Origin of the sequence: Mesorhizobium sp. Primo-A (assembly GCF_003997175.1) — a bacterium.
Classification (GTDB): domain Bacteria; phylum Pseudomonadota; class Alphaproteobacteria; order Rhizobiales; family Rhizobiaceae; genus Mesorhizobium; species Mesorhizobium ciceri.
In genome coordinates, this window is sequence record NZ_RZTG01000002.1 from 518827 (window position 1) to 535933 (window position 17107).

General features: G+C 63.8%; 15 protein-coding genes. 7 read left to right on the plus strand and 8 right to left on the minus strand.

The genetic code is table 11. The annotated features are described in order from the left end of the window. Positions 1–68 precede the first annotated feature (68 nt). Positions 69–473, minus strand: a complete 405-nt coding sequence (locus EOC83_RS05210) for a VOC family protein (protein WP_013530216.1) — start codon at positions 471–473, stop codon at positions 69–71. A 102-nt stretch (positions 474–575) separates the two neighbouring features. Here EOC83_RS05210 and EOC83_RS05215 point away from each other — a divergent pair, with 102 nt between their 5' ends. Both EOC83_RS05215 and EOC83_RS05220 read left to right on the plus strand, forming a co-directional pair. Further along, positions 576–1208: a TetR/AcrR family transcriptional regulator gene (locus tag EOC83_RS05215; RefSeq protein WP_024504795.1), complete on the plus strand. Its 633-nt coding sequence runs from the start codon at positions 576–578 to the stop codon at positions 1206–1208. Positions 1209–1372: 164 nt separating this feature from the next. Next, positions 1373–2767 carry a multicopper oxidase family protein gene (locus EOC83_RS05220; RefSeq protein ID WP_063170053.1) on the plus strand — a complete coding sequence of 465 codons (1395 nt, stop codon included), beginning with the start codon at positions 1373–1375 and terminating at the stop codon, positions 2765–2767. Positions 2768–2800: 33 nt separating this feature from the next. Here the strand turns inward: EOC83_RS05220 and EOC83_RS05225 are convergent, their stop codons facing one another. From EOC83_RS05225 to EOC83_RS05235, 3 genes are all read right to left on the minus strand, one after another. Then, positions 2801–3088, minus strand: coding sequence for a PTS sugar transporter subunit IIB (locus EOC83_RS05225; protein WP_023809203.1), 288 nt, complete (start codon positions 3086–3088; stop codon positions 2801–2803). A gap of 19 nt (positions 3089–3107) precedes the next feature. Continuing rightward, positions 3108–3569 carry a PTS sugar transporter subunit IIA gene (locus EOC83_RS05230; RefSeq protein WP_063170054.1) on the minus strand — a complete coding sequence of 154 codons (462 nt, stop codon included), beginning with the start codon at positions 3567–3569 and terminating at the stop codon, positions 3108–3110. Between the two features lie 119 nt (positions 3570–3688). After that, the gene (locus EOC83_RS05235; RefSeq protein ID WP_013530221.1) at positions 3689–5095 is read right to left on the minus strand and encodes a PTS sugar transporter subunit IIC; all 1407 of its coding nucleotides are present in this window, start codon (positions 5093–5095) and stop codon (positions 3689–3691) included. Positions 5096–5434: 339 nt separating this feature from the next. Here EOC83_RS05235 and EOC83_RS05240 point away from each other — a divergent pair, with 339 nt between their 5' ends. Beyond that, positions 5435–6751 (plus strand): NAD(P)H-dependent oxidoreductase, encoded by a 1317-nt coding sequence (locus EOC83_RS05240; RefSeq protein WP_063170055.1) that lies wholly within the window; start codon positions 5435–5437, stop codon positions 6749–6751. Between the two features lie 4 nt (positions 6752–6755). Here the strand turns inward: EOC83_RS05240 and proC are convergent, their stop codons facing one another. The 3 genes from proC to EOC83_RS05255 are packed head-to-tail and all read right to left on the minus strand — an operon-like array spanning position 6756 to position 9933. Next, positions 6756–7571 (minus strand): pyrroline-5-carboxylate reductase, encoded by an 816-nt coding sequence (proC, locus tag EOC83_RS05245; RefSeq protein WP_063170056.1) that lies wholly within the window; start codon positions 7569–7571, stop codon positions 6756–6758. 60 nt (positions 7572–7631) lie between these two features. Then, on the minus strand, positions 7632–8966 hold the full coding sequence (locus EOC83_RS05250) for an O-antigen ligase (RefSeq protein ID WP_063170057.1): 1335 nt from the start codon (positions 8964–8966) through the stop codon (positions 7632–7634). Then, on the minus strand, positions 8935–9933 hold the full coding sequence (locus tag EOC83_RS05255; protein ID WP_063170058.1) for a glycosyltransferase: 999 nt from the start codon (positions 9931–9933) through the stop codon (positions 8935–8937). Before EOC83_RS05255 ends, EOC83_RS05250 begins: the two co-directional genes overlap by 32 nt. Before the next feature lie 172 nt (positions 9934–10105). On the opposite strand from EOC83_RS05255, the gene EOC83_RS05260 reads away from it, so the two are divergent. Genes EOC83_RS05260 through EOC83_RS05270 form a run of 3 tightly spaced genes read left to right on the plus strand, consistent with a single transcriptional unit; the run spans position 10106 to position 12989 of the window. Further along, a complete protein-coding gene (locus EOC83_RS05260; protein ID WP_063170059.1) occupies positions 10106–11278 on the plus strand; it encodes a glycosyltransferase family 4 protein in 1173 nt (390 codons plus the stop codon). After that, positions 11275–12069, plus strand: coding sequence for a WecB/TagA/CpsF family glycosyltransferase (locus EOC83_RS05265; protein WP_063170060.1), 795 nt, complete (start codon positions 11275–11277; stop codon positions 12067–12069). The genes EOC83_RS05260 and EOC83_RS05265 overlap by 4 nt, the downstream gene beginning before the upstream one ends. Continuing rightward, a complete protein-coding gene (locus tag EOC83_RS05270; RefSeq protein WP_063170061.1) occupies positions 12066–12989 on the plus strand; it encodes a DUF6492 family protein in 924 nt (307 codons plus the stop codon). Before EOC83_RS05265 ends, EOC83_RS05270 begins: the two co-directional genes overlap by 4 nt. An 80-nt stretch (positions 12990–13069) precedes the next feature. On the opposite strand, the gene EOC83_RS05275 is transcribed toward EOC83_RS05270, so the two are convergent. After that, the gene (locus EOC83_RS05275; RefSeq protein ID WP_013530229.1) at positions 13070–14365 is read right to left on the minus strand and encodes a lipopolysaccharide biosynthesis protein; all 1296 of its coding nucleotides are present in this window, start codon (positions 14363–14365) and stop codon (positions 13070–13072) included. A 198-nt stretch (positions 14366–14563) separates the two neighbouring features. On the opposite strand from EOC83_RS05275, the gene EOC83_RS05280 reads away from it, so the two are divergent. Continuing rightward, on the plus strand, positions 14564–17104 hold the full coding sequence (locus EOC83_RS05280) for a GumC family protein (protein WP_063170062.1): 2541 nt from the start codon (positions 14564–14566) through the stop codon (positions 17102–17104). Positions 17105–17107: the final 3 nt, after the last annotated feature.

Sequence of the window (17107 nt, forward strand, 5' to 3'; positions counted from 1 at the left end):
GACGGGAGCGACAGGCGAATGCCGGTCGCTTCTCCATTGTCATCCTGGCCCGCTTCGATTCCTGTGGGCTATTGCATGGCCGACGGGTTCATCCACAGCAGCTCCCAGACGTTGCCGTCCGGATCTTCGATGTGGCGGTTGAACATGAAACCAAGATCCTGCGCCGGGTTGGGATCGGCGCGACCGCCTGCCGCCACGCCCTTCTCGATTACGACATTGACCTCGTCCTTGCTGTCGACGGTGAGTGCGATCAACATCTGGCTGTCCCGCTTGGGGTCGCCGATCGGGCGCGCTGTGAACTGGCTGTAATGCTGGTGCGTCAGCAACATGACCCCGATCGAGTCTGAGAACATGATCGAGCTGGACTGGTCGCTCGAGAACTGCGGGTTCAGCGTGCCCCCGATCGCGAGATAGAACTTGGTCGCCGCCTGCAGATCGCGTACCGGTAGATTGAGGAAGATCATTTTGGTCATCGGTCTAAGCCTTGCTGCCGTTGATGGGTACTAGCCAGTCTAGTACTGTAACTATGGCTACCATGCGGGAACGGTACCGTCTAGTACTGGTTGAGAGGCGCTATGAAAATTGATGGTGAGACCAGGTCGGCTCGCAAGGATCGTGAAATCATTGAAGCGGCTACGGCCGCCTTCATCGCCAAGGGCTATGATGGAACCAGCATGGAAGAGATCGCCACCAAAGCAGGCGCATCCAAGCAGACTGTCTACAAGCATTTCACGGACAAGGAGACGCTTTTCGGCGAAGTCGTCGAGTCCACCGCCAGCCAGACCAACGATGTCGTCGAGTCGGTGACGATGCTGCTTTCCGAGGCGAAATTCATGGAGGGTGGGCTACAGCAGCTTGCCCGACGCATGACAACGACGCTGATGGACGAAGAGCTGCTGAAGCTGCGGCGTCTGATTATCGCCAACGCGGATCGGATGCCGCAGCTTGGCCGGAGCTGGTATGAAAAAGGTTTTGAACGCATGCTTGCCTCGGTGGCATCATGCTTTCAAAAGCTTACCAGTCGAGGCCTGTTGCAGACCAGCGATCCCCGTCTGGCGGCCAGCCATCTCTTCGGAATGCTTCTCTGGATCCCAATGAACGAAGCCATGTTCACCGGAAGCAACCCGCGTTCGAAGGCGGATCTCGAGCGGCACGCCGATGCTTCGGTCGAAGCATTCCTTGCCGCCTATGGGGCGCGGCCGAAATAGTCGCGCGCCGCTCCGCCAGCGACGCTTATTGTGGTCGATTGTCCGTCCACGCCAGCATCTTTTGCTTAAGGCCGGTGGCGGAGTCGGTTTAGGCACAGGGTGCTCGCTTACGATCCAAGGCTGCGATAAACCCAGGGCAGCCGTCTTTGCAGCTGGAGCGTCAAATGACCGTACTCACCCGACGCCGGCTTTTGAAAACGGCAGCGATTGCCGGCGCAGGCGGGGTCGGGCTTTCGGCCATGGGCCGGCTTGGTGGCTGGGCCGCTGCCATGCCTGAGCCGGTGGTTTTGCAGACGGCAAAGATCCAGGCGAAGCTGATGGATATCGGCCAGACCAGGGATGTGCTGACCTATGGCAACGCCGGAATGCCGCCCGTGCTCAGAATGAAAAAAGGCCAGCCCTTCGCTGCACGCCTTGTCAACGCGATCGACGATCCGACGACGATCCACTGGCACGGTATTCGCGTTCCAAACAAGATGGACGGCGTGCCGTTCCTGGTCCAGCCCTACGTCTACACCGGCGATCATTTCGACTACGCCTTCACGCCGCCCGATGCCGGCACCTTCTGGTACCACCCGCATTGCAACACGCTGGAGCAGATGGGCCATGGCCTGACGGGCGTGATCGTGGTCGAAAACCCAAGCGATCCGAAATTCGACGCCGAAATCGTCCTCAACTTGCGTGACTGGCGCCTCGGCGACGACGGTCAGTTCATCGACCAGTTCCGGCCGCGCGATGCCGCAAGAACCGGCACTTACGGCACGGTGCGCACCGCAAACTGGCTCGACCAGCCGCAATATGACACGCCGGCCGGAGGGCTGGTGCGGCTCAGGGTCGCCATCACCGACGTGACGCGCATCTACGCTTTTCGCGTCGACGGTGCGCAGGCGAGTGTCATGGCGCTCGACGGCAATCCGGTGCCTGAGCGTTTTTCGCCCGATGCCTTGCTGCTTGGACCCGGCCAGCGCATGGAGCTGGCCATACGCATGCCCGACGAGGAAGGCGCGATCGTCAGCTTGAGGGACGTCAGAGGCACCAAGCCAAAAATCCTGGCAACCCTGCGCGCGACAGGAAACTCCCTCAAACGGGACATTCGCGATGTTGCTCCACTGGAGCTCAATCCGGTGGCGGAAGTGGATCTCGCCAGTGCCAGGCATATTTCCCTGGCGCTCAGCGCCACGGCGGAAAATGTCCCGAGCGATGGCATCTGCGGCTCGCTGGGCTACAGTTTCTGGGCCATCAACAAAGTGCCGTGGCCCGGCGACACCAAGGATCCGACCGCGCCTCTGGCCGAACTGAAGCTTGGCCAAAGCTACGTCATCGACATGGAGAACCTGACGCCGCAATCCCATCCCATGCATCTGCACGGCATGAGCTTCAAGGTGCTGTCGTCCTCGACGCGCCAGGTTCAGCCCGTGATTTCCGACACCTATCTCATCCAGCCCAACGAGAAGGTTCAGCTCGGTTTCGTCGCCGATAATCCCGGCGACTGGCTGCTGCACTGCCACATCATCGAGCACCAGAAATCGGGAATGACGAGCTACGTCAGGGTGGTGTGAAGCCGCGTCAGCCTGCGCGTGGCGTCTGGACCGTCACTTGCGCAATTGAGCCTCGATCTCGTCGAGCACTTTGTCCTTGCCGATGCCGGTGAGGAAGGCGAGGCCCTTGATGACCGGCTTGGTCACCGAAGCGGAGATCGGGGTGGTTGCGACGATGAAGTCGACATTGTCGGCCAGTCCGGGCACTTCGGTGGCCTTTGCCTGCTGGGCATTGAAGGTGAGGCCGCGTTTCTTCATTTCCTCGGTGACGGCGACGTTGACCGCGGTCGAGGTGGCGATGCCCGTGCCGCAGGCGAAGAGAATGGTTTTCTGTCTGGACATCTCTGCTTCTCCTTGGTTATCAGCCGAGTACGGCTCGCACGTCTTCGAGGGTTCTGGCCGACCTCAAATCATCCAAGGCTTGCGGGTTCTGGATGGTGGCCATGACGGCCTGCAGCGCCTCAATCTGCTTGTCCTTGTCGTTGATGGCAAGCAGGAAAACGAAGCCGACCGGCAGCATCTCGTCGGGATCCTCCATGTTGGCGAAGGTCACTGGTTGCTTCAATGTGCCCATCGCGATGCCAGGCTTCAGCACATGCTCCGGATCGGTGTGCGGCACCGCGACATTGTCGGAGCGTTCCAGCGGCAGTCCTGTCGGGATGGTCAATTCGCGGCGCACGACCGCGTCGGCATAGGAGCTTTTGACATAGCCAAGTGTCTCCAGCCGGCCCGCCAGGATGCGGATGATCTCCTCATTGGTCGAGGCATCGGATCCGAGCACGATCGCGTCGGGATCCAGAAGCTGCATGAGGCCGTCGGACATTCTTTGCTCCGTCGATGAAATCGTGCGCCCCGAGGAGGGCGCACGATCGGGCTCCGTCGATGAAATCGGGCGCCCCGAGGAGGGCGCACGATCGGTTTGAAGGGTGGACCCTATCAGGTTCAGGCCGTCTCTTCGGCCGGCTCGTCCTCGGCGCCCGCGGCCCGCTCCCAGCCGAGCGGATTGCGGCGGTAGAGGACAAACAATGCCGCGATGACCACCGCGATCACGATGATGCCGACAAGTCCAAGCCCCTGGATCGCCTCGATGACCACGTAAGGCACCCACAGGAAGCCGTCGACCACCGAGGTGATCTGCAGCGCATCCGCCGGCAGCTTGAAGCCCGATGCGACGGCAGCACTTGTGAACAGCGGCGCCAGCGCGTTGGCGACGTAGAAGCCGATGGCCAGCGTCACCGTGCCGATCACCACCATGCGGAACACGTTGCCTTTGACCAGCGGCGCGGTCATGGCGACGATGAAGGGAATGACCGCAAGGTCGGCGAACAGGATGACGCGGTTGCCCGGCAGGATGATGGACAGGATGATCGCGATCGGCACCAGGATCAGCGACGACGAGATCGCGGCCGGATGGCCGATCAGGATCGCGGAATCGAGGCCAACAAGAAGCTCGCGATCGCCCGTGCGCTTGCGCACGAATGCCTGGGCTGCGTCGGAAACCGGCAGCAGGCCTTCCATCAGGATCTTGACCATGCGCGGCAGCAGCAGCATCACCGCGGCCAGCGTCATGCCGGTGCCCAGAACCTTGGCCAGCACCACGCTGAGATCACCCGCATTGTAGAAGGCGATCGCACCAAGCACGAGGCCGATGATGAGGCCCATCACGACAGGTTCGCCGAACACGCCGAACCTGCGCTCGATCGTATCGGTGTTGATGTTGATGCGGTTGATCCCGGGAATGCGGTCCATGATCCAGTTGAGCACAATGGCGATCGGCAGGATCTGCGCCGAGGCGAGATGCGGCACGGAGATGCCGGGCACGCCGTAGAACTGCTGCACCGCGCGCGCCGACCAGTCGGCGAACAACAGCGAGAGTGCTGCGACAAGTGCTGCGACCGCGATGCCATAGGCCAGGTTGTCGGTTGCGGCGACCACCAGCGAGCCGACAAAGGCGAAGTGCCAGAAGTTCCAGACGTCGACATTGAGCGTGCGCGTCATGCGTGTCAGCAACAGCACGATGTTGACGAGAATGCCGACCGGAATGACCCAAAGGCCGACCGATGAGCCGAAGGCGATCGCGGCCGCGGAGGGCCAGCCGACATCGATGATGTCGCGATGGATGCCGGTGTTGGTGACGATGGCCTTGGCGACGTCGCCAATCGACGTGAACATGAGGCCAAGCACCAGATTGATGCCGATGAAGGCGACGCCGATGGTGACGGCGGCGCGAAAAGCCTTGCTGACCTTGGCGCCCAGAACCACGGCGATGACGAAAATGACAATTGGCAGCAGGATCGTCGGGCCAAGCGTATCGATGGCCCCTTTTAGGCCCGCGAGAACAGTATCCATTTTTCCTCCCCTGGAGCCGCGAGCCTTCGCTCGACGCCTCGCAATGATGCTCCATCCAGCCTTTGACGCCGTGGCGCAAAGACACTCCCCAATTTGCCCAGAGGCGAATGCTTCCCGACTGTCGCGTCGGTGAACATTTGCCTTTGTTGACAAACGAATGTTTTATTGGGGTTGTCCGCTGCAATGTCAATTGGTTGGGCTTCGGCGAATCGAGCCCCGGCGGACGTGCCTTCCGAGACGATTTCGTGGGAAATTGCCGGTCGCGACCGGGTTTCGTTGGCAAATAGAACCCATTCCCTGCTATCCGACCCCAAATCACGAAGCTGTGGACATTCCTGCATGACCAACGTCGCCCTGACCGGGCTTGCCCGTGATCTCGCCAAGCGTGCCGCCGAGAACCGCCCGGTGCGCATCGGTGTCATCGGTTCGGGCGAAATGGGCACCGATCTGGTCACGCAGGGCATGCTGATGCCGGGCATTTCGGTCTGCGCCGTCTCGACGCGCCGCCCGCACACCGCGCGCGACGCTATCCGTATCGCCTATGGCGACGAAGCCATGGCGGTCGAAGCCGACACCGCCTCGAAAGTCACCGCGGCAATCGAGGCGGGAAAAATCGCCGTCACATCCAACGAGATGCTGGTCACCAATCCGCTGATCGACGTCGTCATCGACGCCACCGGCAAGCCGGGCGTCGCCGCCGATTTCGACCTCATGGCGATGGAGCACGGCAAGCATCTGGTGATGATGAACGTCGAGGCCGACGTCACCATCGGCTGCTATCTCAAGCAGCAGGCCGACCGGCTTGGCGTCGTCTATTCGGTGGGTGCGGGCGACGAGCCGTCGAGCTGCATGGAACTGATCGAGTTTGCGTCGGCGCTCGGGCTGACCATCGTGTCGGCCGGCAAGGGCAAGAACAACCCGCTCAACCACGATGCCGTACCGGACGATTATCGCGCCGAAGCGATCCGCCGCAACATGAACCCGCGCATGCTGGTCGAGTTCGTCGACGGCTCCAAGACCATGGTCGAGATGTGCGCCATCGCCAACGCCACCGGGCTGGTGCCGGACGTCCCCGGCATGCACGGCCCCAGGGCCGATCGCGACGACCTCGCCAAGGTGCTCATCCCGCGCGAGGATGGCGGTCTGCTCACGAAGAAAGGCGTCGTCGACTACACGGTCGGCAAGGGCGTCGCGCCCGGCGTCTTCGTCATCGTCGAGGCGACGCATCCGCGCATCATCGAGCGCATGGACGATCTGCATATCGGGCACGGCCCCTATTACAGCCTGTTCCGGCCTTATCATCTGACGTCGCTGGAAGTGCCGCTGACCGCAGCCCGCATCGTGCTTTTCGGCAAGCCCGACATGGTGCCGTTGCCGCGGCCCGTGGCCGAAGTCTGCGCCGTTGCCAAGCGCGACCTAGTCGCCGGCGAGACCTTCGATGCGATCGGCGAGACTTGTTACCGCTCCTGGACGATGACCGTCGGCGAAGCCCGCGCCCAGCGCGCCGTGCCGGTCGGCCTGCTCGAGGGCGGCAAGGTGCTGAAACCGGTCACGAAAGGCGAATTGCTGACGGCGGATAATGCGTCGCCCGACCAGACGACGAGGCTGTTCGCCTTGCGCCGGCTGCAGGATGAGATGCTGTACGGGACAAACTGAGGATTTATCTCCCCAGTTCGACCGACCGCAGCCGCGCAGCCTCCACCGCTTGCGTCAGCAGATTGGTCAGCCGGTCCTCGCCCATCAGAACGGCCAGCGCCGCGGCCGTCGTGCCGTTGGGGCTGGTGACCTGCTGGCGCAGCACGCCCGGTTCCTCGCCGCTTTCGGCGGCGAGCGAGGCGGCGCCATAGACGGTCTGCATGGCGAGCAGCTTGGCGGTCGCCGTCGGCAGACCGGCCTTCTCGGCGGCAACCGTCAGCGCTTCGATGAAATGGAAGATATAGGCCGGCCCCGATCCGGACACGGCGGTCACCGCATCCATCAGGCCCTCATCGTCGATGGTGGCCACTTCGCCGCTCGCCGACAAAAGGTCGGCGACGAAACGCTTGGTGTCATCGGACACGAGCTTGTTGGAGAACACCACCATCATGCCCTTGCCGATCGCCGCGGGCGTGTTGGGCATGCAGCGCACGATCGGCGCGCGGTTGCCGAGGATTTCCTCGAGGGTGGCGGCAGGCGTGCCGGCGGCGATGCTGACGAAGGTGGTGCGGCCGTCGCCGAAGCGCTTGTAGGCGGCCGTGACGTCGCGGATCACCTGCGGCTTCACCGCGATGACCACGAGATCGGGCAGGGCATCGGCCGGTATGCTACCGGCATCGGCTGATGTCGCGCAGCCCAGCGTTGCCGCGCGATTGCGCAGATCGGCATTGGGCTCGACCACGAAAACCGCCGACGGCGCGAGCTTGCCGGATTTCAGCCAGCCCGAGAGCATGGCGTAGCCCATATTGCCGCAGCCGGCGAGAACAAGCCTGATCGTCATCGAAAGCCCTCCAGAGGAAGGCCTTCACATAGACGATGGCGCTTCCCTGGGGAAGCCCCATCAGGATCGCGAGCCGCGATCGGGATCGCGCACCGCGATTGGCCGCAGCGACACTTGCCTGAGGCCGAGCACGCCGAGCACGAAGAACAGCCAGACCGGGTCGCCGCGATGGAAGAAGAAGCTTTCGAGGAAAGCGTTAAGCGCCGTGAACAGCACCACCATCATGAAGAAGTCGCCGAGAAAGATGTTTTCCCTGCGCAACGGAATGCGCATGTAGTCGCGCAGCGGCGCGATGAGGAAGGTGTAGACCGCCACGCATAGTGCCGGAATGCCCATCAGCACGGCGATGTCGAGATAGCCGTCATGGCCGTGCACGATGGTCCTGATGTCCCAGGGCCGGTCGAATGGCTGGTCTTGGTTGAGCAAGAGCGGCGTGCCCCAGAAGCTCTCATAGCCGTAGCCGGTCCATGGCTTCTTCGCCAGCATGCTGCCGGCGAACTCCCACAGCGTCGTGCGGCCGGTATAGGTCATGCCGGGGAAATAGATCGCCGCCAGATGTTTCACAGGCGGCAGGAAGACGATGCCCAGCGTGCCGACAGCCGTGGCGATGATGGCCAGCGCAAACAGGATCGGCGTGCCGAGCCGCATGCCTATCAGGCTCGGGAACATGACGATCAGGATCGAGAACGGCACCAGGCCGGCTGTCGTCTTGGAGCCGGTGTGCAGCATGAAGATCATCGCCGCGAGGAAGATCCCGGCGCCCCAGTAGCGCTGCCCGCGCCGGTAGAGATAGAGGCCTGCGAAGCTGAGGCAGGCCATGACCGGCCCGGCAATGTTCTTGTGGGTGAACACGCCGCGCCACAGGCCGGCATGTTCGGGCTCCTGCGAGTCGGCTGTGTGCATCGCCTCGTGCGGAAAGACGATGAGGCCGAGATAGGAAAGGCCCATGACCACGACGGCGGTGAAGATGATCACCTTCGAGAAGGCCTCGGCGTCGCGCGGCAGCACCAGGATCGTCGCCATCGTCAGGATGCCGATCAGCGTGAAGGAGGCGGCGCGCATGGCCGAAGGCGGATCGGTCGACAGGATCACCGAGAGGAAAAAGAAGCCCAGCATCAACACCCAGGATGGGCTCAGCAGCGAGCGCACCACGCGCGGATCGGCAAAGGCCATCAGCGAGAAGATCGACATGGCGCCGAGCGAACCGAAGCCAAGCTGGTTGACGATGTCGCCGCCTTGACCGGTGAGTTCGGCGCCGCCCGGCTGGAACGGCCGGAACGACACCATGATGACGGTGAACAGCAGCGCGGCAATGGCGGTGGCCACGCCTTCGCGCGTGAACGCGTCGCCGAGCGGCGCGCGCTCAGTTTTTCTCAGGCTGGCGGTATTGCTCATTGGCATATCCGAATTCGGCCAGCACGCGGCCCAGCGCCACATGGACGGGGTAGATGGCGATCGCCGGCGATCGGGTCCGCGCCAGCCGGATCAGGCCGCGAAACGGCGAGGCGGCAAGCAGTGCCAGGCTCTTCAGCAACACTTTGGCGCCGGCCATTGGCGTGCCGGCGCGCTTCTTCTTTTCGACCAGTGTCGAGATGACGCCGTTGCGCAGGCTGCGGGCGCGGATCCAGTCGGCTTCGATACGCCGCGCCGGAACGGTTTCCAGCACCTTGGCCTCGGCGCACCAGCCCAGCACAAAGCCCTTTTGCACCGACCGGCTGAGAAAGTCGGAATCGCCGCCGCCCATGAAATTGAATCTGAGATCGAGAAAGGGCGGACCCATGGCGATCAGCACGTTGCGCCCGACCAGAAGATTGCCCGACGAATAGAGCGCCGGCACGCGTCCGGTTTCCCGGTAAGGCGGCGCGAACACCGGATGCTCTGCCCATCGCGCATGGGCGGGGTCGGCAAACACGGGCACCTGCGGGCCGCCGACAATGTCGGCGCCGAGCGTTTCGGCAGCCAGGCACATCCGTTCCAGCCACTGCGGATCGGCGATCTCGTCGTCGTCGATGACCAGCAGATGCCTGAAGTTCGGGAATTGCAGGATGGCTGTCTGCCAGCCGGCATTGTAGGCGCTGCAATTGCCGCGCTCATGCGCGATGATCACCAGGCCCGGCATTTCGCCCCGCTCGAACAGCGGCAGCACCGCCTTGGCGCCGGCCCGCGCCTCGGCTTCGTTCTCCATGACGATCACGGCAAAGCGCCTGCCGGTTTGCTGCGCGCGCAGCGACGCCAGCGTTTCCAGCACCTGCTCGGGACGCTTGAAGGTCGGCAAGGTGACGACGGCTTCGACGGCCTCGACGTCAAGCCGCGGCGTGCGTCCCGCGACCGATACCGAACCGTCCGATGGCAAAGGGATCATCCGTGTCCAGCCACATGGTGAGTTGGGCTCTGGTAGCACCACGGTTGATAAGGTTTCGTTAATCACCTTGCACGGAGAAGCCCGCCAGGCAGCGGCTTTCGGCCGTCGAATGTGCAGGCTTAATCAAGGGTTCACCGCACTTTGCTACCGGCTACACCACTGGATAGGTAAGATGCATCTGCTGTTCGCCACATCGATCGTGCCCGACGGCGCTCTCGCCTCGGGCTACGAGATCGCCAACGCTGCGATCATCGCTGCCTTGCGGCGCGCTGGCGCGCGCGTCACCGTCATCGGCTTTACCTGGCCGGGGAAGCCCGCGGCCGACCCCGAAAACACCGTGGTGCTGGGTGCGATCGACGTGCGCACGGAAAATGCCTCCGCGCGGCAAAAGCTGGCCTGGGTCGGCAAGGCGCTGCTTTCGGGCCTCACCTTCGCGTCGGTCAAGCTGCGCGCCGTGTCCGACAGCGATGTTCTCGCTGCCATTGAGCGTGCCGGACCGTTTGACGGCTATGTCTTGAATTCCGTGCAGTTCGCCGGGGCCTTCGAAAAGCTGTTCGCTGAGCGGCCTTCGATCTTCGTTGCCCACAATGTCGAGCATCTTTCGGCGCGGGAGAATGCCGCTGCCGCCGACGGTCTCTTCCAGCGCCTGCTGTTTCGCCGCGAGGCGAGGCTGCTCAAGACCGTCGAAGAGCGTCTCTGCCGCCGGGCGCGCTTCGTCTTCACCCTGGCCGAGGAAGACCGCGCCGCACTCGGTGTCGCCTCCGACAACCGCTCGGCGGTGCTGCCGCTGGTGACCGGTGCCCAGGCGCCAACCCTGAAAAGCCCGCGCCGCACCGATTGCGACGCCGCCCTGATCGGCACCTGGACCTGGCAGCCGAACCGCATCGGCCTCGACTGGTTCCTGGGCAAGGTCGTGCCGCATCTGCGGCCCGATTTCCGCATCCGCATTGCGGGCCACATGCCTTCGGGCGTCGCGTCGAAGCACCCGGGTGTCGAATTTGTCGGCCGCGTGCCCGACGCGCAAGCTTTCGTGCGCGGTGGTGCCGTCATCCCGCTGATCAGCACCGCCGGCAGCGGCGTCCAGTTGAAGACCATCGAAACCTTCGAGCTCGGCCTGCCTTCGGTCGCCACCAGCCGTTCGCTGCGCGGCATCGACCACCGTCCTTCCAATTGCGTCGTCACCGACGATCCCGTTGCCTTCGCCAGGGCGCTCGAGGCTGCGGCGGCCGACATCCGCGACGTTGACGGCAGCGCGTTCCGGGGCTCGCAGGTCAAGGCGCTCGACGCTGCCATCCGGCTCGGCCTCGAAAAGCTCGCCCCTCTCAGGCAGGAGGCGTTTGCATGAACATGCATTCCGCCCGCGCCGCGTTCGGGCTCGACACGCTGAAGACGATTCTTGGCATCCCGGTGGTTGCGGTCCGCTGGAACGATGCCATCGCCCTGCTGAACCGGCTGATTGCCGAGCGGCGCTTCACCAAGGTCAGTTTCCTCAACGCCCACAATGCCAACATCGCCTATACCGACCCGGTGTTCGCCGAAGCACTCGATGATTTCCTCATCCTGCCCGACGGCATCGGCATCGATCTGGCGGCGAGGCTCCTCTACGGGGCGCCGTTTCCCGACAATCTCAATGGTACCGATTTCGTCCCGGCCTTCCTGCAGGCCTCGACGACGCCGCTGACCGTCGGGCTGCTCGGCGCGACGCGCGTCAACGCAGAAGCGGCGTCGGTCAAGCTGGCGGCACTGGCCGTGCAGCACCGGTTCGTGGTGATCCATGACGGCTATTTCCCCCCTTCGCAGGAGCAGGAAATCGTCGACCGGATTGCCGCGCTTCGGCCCGACGTGCTGCTCGTGGCCATGGGCGTGCCGCGCCAGGAATTGTGGATCGAACGCCATATCGACGCGCGCCATTGCACGCTGCCGATCGCCGTCGGCGCGTTGCTTGATTTCCTGAGCGGCGCGGTGCCCCGCGCGCCCTTGTGGATGCGCCGGCTGCGGCTCGAATGGCTGTTCCGGTTGGCTGTCGAGCCGGGCCGCCTGTGGCGCCGCTATGTGGTCGGCAACCCGCTGTTCCTGCTGCGCGTCGTCAGGCAGAAATTCTCGCTTGCGCCCGAAGCCGCGGGAGATACCAAATGAACAGCAGGTTCGTGCCAGGTGCCGCTGTCGAGCCAAGCCCGCTTCGGCAGACACCGACGGCGGCCATCGTGACGGCAAGCTATGCGCCCGATTTCGAGCGCTGTCGCCTGCTGTGCGAGACACTTGATCGCCATGTTTCCGGCGCGGCGCACCATTACATCCTGGTCGAGCATCGCGATGTCGGCCTGTTTCGCCAATTGGAAACCGGCCGCCGCACGGTGGTCGACGAGCGGGAATTGCTGCCGCGCTGGCTGCACGCCTTCGACGATCCGTTCAGCCTGTTTCGCCGGCGCGTCTGGCTCAGCCTGAAGACCCAGCCGCTGCGCGGCTGGCATGTGCAGCAGTTGCGCCGCATCGCCATATCAGCGCATGCATCTCAAGACGTGCTCATCTTCTGCGATTCCGATGTTGCCTTCCTGAAACCTTTCGACTGCGGCGCCTTCTGGCGCGACGACAAGGTGCGCCTGTTCCGCCGCGACGGTGTGCTGGCGGACGAAGGTCATGAGGAGCATCGCATCTGGTCGCGCAACGCCGGCTCGGCACTCGGCATCGACCCGTCCCGGACGTCGAACCATGACTACATCTCGACGCTGATCGCGTGGCGGCGCGACACCGTGCTGGCGATGTGCGGTGCGATCGAAAGGGTCCATGGTCGCAACTGGGTCGAGGTCGTCGGCTCGGCACGCAAATTCTCCGAATGCATGATCTACGGCCGCTATGTCGACGATCTGCTGGACGGAGCCGGCCACTTCCACGGTTCCGAAGAGTTCTGCCGCGTGCACTGGACCGGCGAAGCGCTTTCGGATGACGAGTTCCGCCGCTTCGTTGCCGCCATGGCGCCGGAGCAGGTGGCGATCGGCATGCAATCCTTCATCGGCACCGATATCGGCCGCATCCGCCGTCTGATTGGGTTGGATTAGATCATCCCGAAAAGCGGAAACCGGTTTTCTCGGACAAACGATTTCCGTTTGTCCAGAAGTCATGCACAAATGAGAAAGCCCTATACGGGCTTTGCCGGCTTGCGCATCGCCGAATAGGTGAGCAGCGTCGAGGCGAGATACAGAAGCAGGAAGACGACATTGAGCGACAGCACCAGCTTCGGCGTGTCGAGGATGGTCGTCAGCACATAAGTCAGCAACAGCGCCTTCAATCCGGCGAGCAGGCCGAGATTGAGCGCCCGCACCAGCGTTTGGCCGCGTGCGAACAAAAGCTCGGCCTGGTATTCGACAAGATTGCGCAATCCCGGCACGCAGATTGCCAGCACCACCAGCGGGGCAGCCTCGGCGACATTCTTGCCGAGTGCATTGGGGAAGAAATGCAGCACGATGCCAAGTGTCAGCAGCGCCAGCGTCGAAACCGCGAACACACCGCCTTCGATGCCGCTCTTGACCGCCAGACGCGACAACAGTTCCGGCGCGCGCATCATGCGCTGCACCAGCATCATCGAGAAGGTGCGGATCGGAATCGCCGTCAGGTCGACCAGCCGCATGATGATGGCGTAGATGCCGGCCAGATGCGGGCCGCCGATCGCCAGCACGAGCAGCTTGTCGAACTCCATCTGCAGGTAGAACAGCACTTCGGCGCCGGCCACATAGATGGAATCGGCCAATCGCCTGAGATAAAGCTCGACGCGCAGCCGCAGCCTCTGGCGCGGGTAGAAGAAGCCGAAGGCGATCAGCAGCGAGGCGGCATTGGCGCCGATATAGAACCAGGACCATATCCAGACGCTGTGTTGCGCTGAGAACATGAACAGCACCGCGCCGAGCGCCCGCAGCGCGGTCGCCAGGATGGCCAGCAGCGCGGCGCGGCCGAACTTGCCCAGGCCGTTGTTGACGATCAGCGCCACCTCCACCGGCCGCCACAACAGCGCTTCGGCAAAGACGATTGCCGCAAACACCGACAGCGGCACGGTGTCGGCAAAGAAAAGCAGATAGACGCCGAACGAGGCAGCGGCCAGCAGCGGCAGCGACAGCACGCCGAGCAGCAGGAAGCCGGCGGAAAAGGTGCCGATCAGATTGGGACGGATGGTGGCGGTGCGGTAAAGCGCCGAGATGAACCCAAAGGCGAGGATGCGCGACAGCATGACGCCGGCCGCCGACGCGGTGGCGAACATGCCGAATTCGGATATCGACAGCGTGTTGGCCAGCGCGATGAAATAGGCCAGCGAAAACACCAGTCGCCCACCGGCACCGCTGATCGCTGAGAAATAGTCGCGAAGCAGCCCCCGTCGTTCGGCCAAAAAGCTGCCGATCCGGGCGAGGGGCCGCCTTTGCGGTATGTCACTGGCCTGCGTCATGTCTCAAGGAGAGCCTAGGCCGGAAAACTTAACGTGCCGTTCTGGCGGCTGGGCTTGTGTCGAAAATAGATGCAACCGAAACGAGAAACCGACGCTTCGGCGCGGGAAAATTAACCTTTTGTTTTCCATGCCTGTTTAGCGTGGCTTAACGAATGGCCAATCTCCGTTCGCAGGTCGCCAAGGGTAAAGTTCCAGACGATGGTCGACAGGGAAAACCGCGAAGACTGGAAGCGCGAGCGCTCGTTGCTGGCGCTGGGCCAGGCTGTGCGTGGCGACGAACCCGACGCGTCGCTGGTCTCGATCGGCGACCGGGCAGACCCGTCATGGCGCGAGGATGCCGCCACGCGTCATCGCCTCGCCCGCTCGCAGCGCGAGGCGCGCAACCCGAAACTGTCGGATCCGGTCGCGGCCGACGGGGATCGTGAGCAAGCTTACCGCGCGCAAACCTCGCCGCGGACACAGCCTGGTGCCGCCGAAACCGCTGGCGCTCGTCGCGCCGATCATACATCGGAACCTTACGCTGCAGGCGACGCGTCGTTATCCCGAAACGACGGCATGGACAGCCAGCAGTGGAAGCCGCTGATCGATCCGATGCAGGTGGTGCGCGGTGTCGGCAAGTCGAAGCTGCTGATCGTGACGACGACACTGCTGGGCGCCGCGCTCGGCATCACCATCGCGCTGTCGACGCCGAAGAAATATGAGGCCACCACCGAACTGATCGTCGACCCGCGCGACCTGAAGCTCACCGACCGCGATCTCACCCAGTCGGTCGTCGCTTCCGACGCCACGCTGGCCATCGTCGAGAACCAGGTCCGGGTGCTGACATCAGGCACTGTTCTCAACAAGGTCGTCGACAAGCTCAATCTGGTCAACGACCCGGAATTCAATGGGCAAGGCGGCGGCGGCCTCAGTGTCATGTCGCTCATTCGCTCCATCCTGTCCCGCAATGATGGGCCGGGGGGTGTCGACGACAGCCGTCGCCGCGCGCTTGCTGTCGGCAATCTGGCTGAGAGCCTTTCGGTCGAGCGCGGCGGCAAGACCTTCGTCATCACCGTCAGCGCCACCACGCAGAATGGCGAGAAATCGGCCCTCATCGCCAACACGATGACGGATGTCTTCCTGCAGACTTTCGGCCAGATACAGTCGGACACCGCAGGCCGCGCCACCGACGAACTGACGGCCAGGCTTGACGAGTTGCGCAAGGGCGTCGAGGCAGCCGAGCGCAAGGTCGAGGATTTCAGGGCCACGCACGATCTCGTTGACGCGCAGGGCCATCTCATCAGCGACGATGAGATGCTGAAACTCAACGAGCAGCTGTCGGTCGCGCGCGCCCGGACCCTGGAACTCAACGCCCGGGCGGCCTCGGCGCGTTCGGTCGACGTCAATTCGGTTCTCACCGGTACCTTGCCGGAGGAGATCAACTCCAACACGATGAGCGATCTGCGTTCGCAATATGCGTCGCTCAAGCAGGAAGCTGACCGCGCCGCCATCCGGCTCGGCCCGCGTCACCCCGAACTCCAGGCGATCAATGCCCAGATTGCCGGCGCACGCGAACGCATCGCCTCGGAGCTGCGCCGCATCGGCTCGTCGCTGCAGGTCGACCTCAAGCGCGCCGTCCAGCTCGAACAGGATCTTGCCTCTCGCCTGGCGCAGCTGAAGGTCCGCAGCGGCGACGTCAACAGCGACCTCGTGTCGATGCGCGAACTGGAGCGCGAGGCGACCGCCAAGCGTTCCGTCTACGAACAGTACCTGCTGCGCGCCAAGGAGACCGGCGAGCAGAAGGACATCAACACCGCCAACATCAATGTGATCTCGAAGGCCTTCGCGCCGCTTGAGCCGAACGGGCCGTCGCGGGTCGTGGTCGCGCTCGCCGGCCTGTTGCTGGGTTTCGCCTCCGGCATTGGCCTCGGAGCCATGCGTGGCGCCTATGAGAGCCTGCGTGACACCGCCAATTCGCGCTCGCGTCGCGACCATGGCACGGACGAACGCCGGACGCCTTACGAAGACAAGGCATATCGGGCAGCGCCGCCGCCGGCGCCGCCATTACCACCAGCGCCGCAGCCATCGACACCCCCGCCTGCATCACCACCGCCGGCCGTGCCACCGCCTGTCCAGCAAGCCGAGGCCTCGCCGGCAGAAGGTCCCGGCCGGATCGGTGCCTTGCTGTCGAGGCTGCACAAGTCCGTCTCCCGCAGGCCATCCCGGGAGGAGCCGTTCGATACCGTCGAATGGGCCTCTGCCGAAAACGGGGAGCCAACGCAGGATCCGCAATACCGCGCCTATCCCCGGCCGGCGCCGGCCTTCGAGCCCCGGCAGGCGGCCGCGACAGCATACCCGGCACCACCTTTCCAGCCCGGCGGCCATCCGCAGCAGACGGCGCAGCCGCCACTGCCGCCTCCCATGATGACGCAGCGGCCATATTCCGGGCCGCAGCTCTATCCCTACGCGCAGCCATTGGGCTACGCGCAGCAGCCGGGCTATCCCTATCCGCAATCTATGCCGGCCGCCAATGCCGGGCAGCAGTCCGATCCGGCTCAGCCCGCTTCCGAGTCCTATCCACAGCCGCCCGTCGCGCAGCAGCAGGCGCCTCAGCCTCATCAGCGATCGGCGGAGCCGTCGCGGGCCGTGGAGGATGCCGAGCAGCAAGCGCCAATCGAGGAAATCCGCGCCAGCCTGCGCGAATTCCGCGAAGCGGTTCGCGAACTGACCGAGAGCCGCACGCGCCGCCGCTACTTCTGAGCC

Excerpts from the sequence above, each read along its gene's own strand:
- EOC83_RS05210 (WP_013530216.1), bottom strand. The coding sequence starts at position 473 with ATGACCAAAATGATCTTCCTCAATCTACCGGTACGCGATCTGCAGGCG.
- EOC83_RS05215 (WP_024504795.1), top strand. The coding sequence starts at position 576 with ATGAAAATTGATGGTGAGACCAGGTCGGCTCGCAAGGATCGTGAAATC.
- EOC83_RS05220 (WP_063170053.1), top strand. The coding sequence starts at position 1,373 with ATGACCGTACTCACCCGACGCCGGCTTTTGAAAACGGCAGCGATTGCC.
- EOC83_RS05225 (WP_023809203.1), bottom strand. The coding sequence starts at position 3,088 with ATGTCCAGACAGAAAACCATTCTCTTCGCCTGCGGCACGGGCATCGCC.
- EOC83_RS05230 (WP_063170054.1), bottom strand. The coding sequence starts at position 3,569 with ATGTCCGACGGCCTCATGCAGCTTCTGGATCCCGACGCGATCGTGCTC.
- EOC83_RS05235 (WP_013530221.1), bottom strand. The coding sequence starts at position 5,095 with ATGGATACTGTTCTCGCGGGCCTAAAAGGGGCCATCGATACGCTTGGC.
- EOC83_RS05240 (WP_063170055.1), top strand. The coding sequence starts at position 5,435 with ATGACCAACGTCGCCCTGACCGGGCTTGCCCGTGATCTCGCCAAGCGT.
- proC (WP_063170056.1), bottom strand. The coding sequence starts at position 7,571 with ATGACGATCAGGCTTGTTCTCGCCGGCTGCGGCAATATGGGCTACGCC.
- EOC83_RS05250 (WP_063170057.1), bottom strand. The coding sequence starts at position 8,966 with ATGAGCAATACCGCCAGCCTGAGAAAAACTGAGCGCGCGCCGCTCGGC.
- EOC83_RS05255 (WP_063170058.1), bottom strand. The coding sequence starts at position 9,933 with ATGATCCCTTTGCCATCGGACGGTTCGGTATCGGTCGCGGGACGCACG.
- EOC83_RS05260 (WP_063170059.1), top strand. The coding sequence starts at position 10,106 with ATGCATCTGCTGTTCGCCACATCGATCGTGCCCGACGGCGCTCTCGCC.
- EOC83_RS05265 (WP_063170060.1), top strand. The coding sequence starts at position 11,275 with ATGAACATGCATTCCGCCCGCGCCGCGTTCGGGCTCGACACGCTGAAG.
- EOC83_RS05270 (WP_063170061.1), top strand. The coding sequence starts at position 12,066 with ATGAACAGCAGGTTCGTGCCAGGTGCCGCTGTCGAGCCAAGCCCGCTT.
- EOC83_RS05275 (WP_013530229.1), bottom strand. The coding sequence starts at position 14,365 with ATGACGCAGGCCAGTGACATACCGCAAAGGCGGCCCCTCGCCCGGATC.
- EOC83_RS05280 (WP_063170062.1), top strand. The coding sequence starts at position 14,564 with ATGGTCGACAGGGAAAACCGCGAAGACTGGAAGCGCGAGCGCTCGTTG.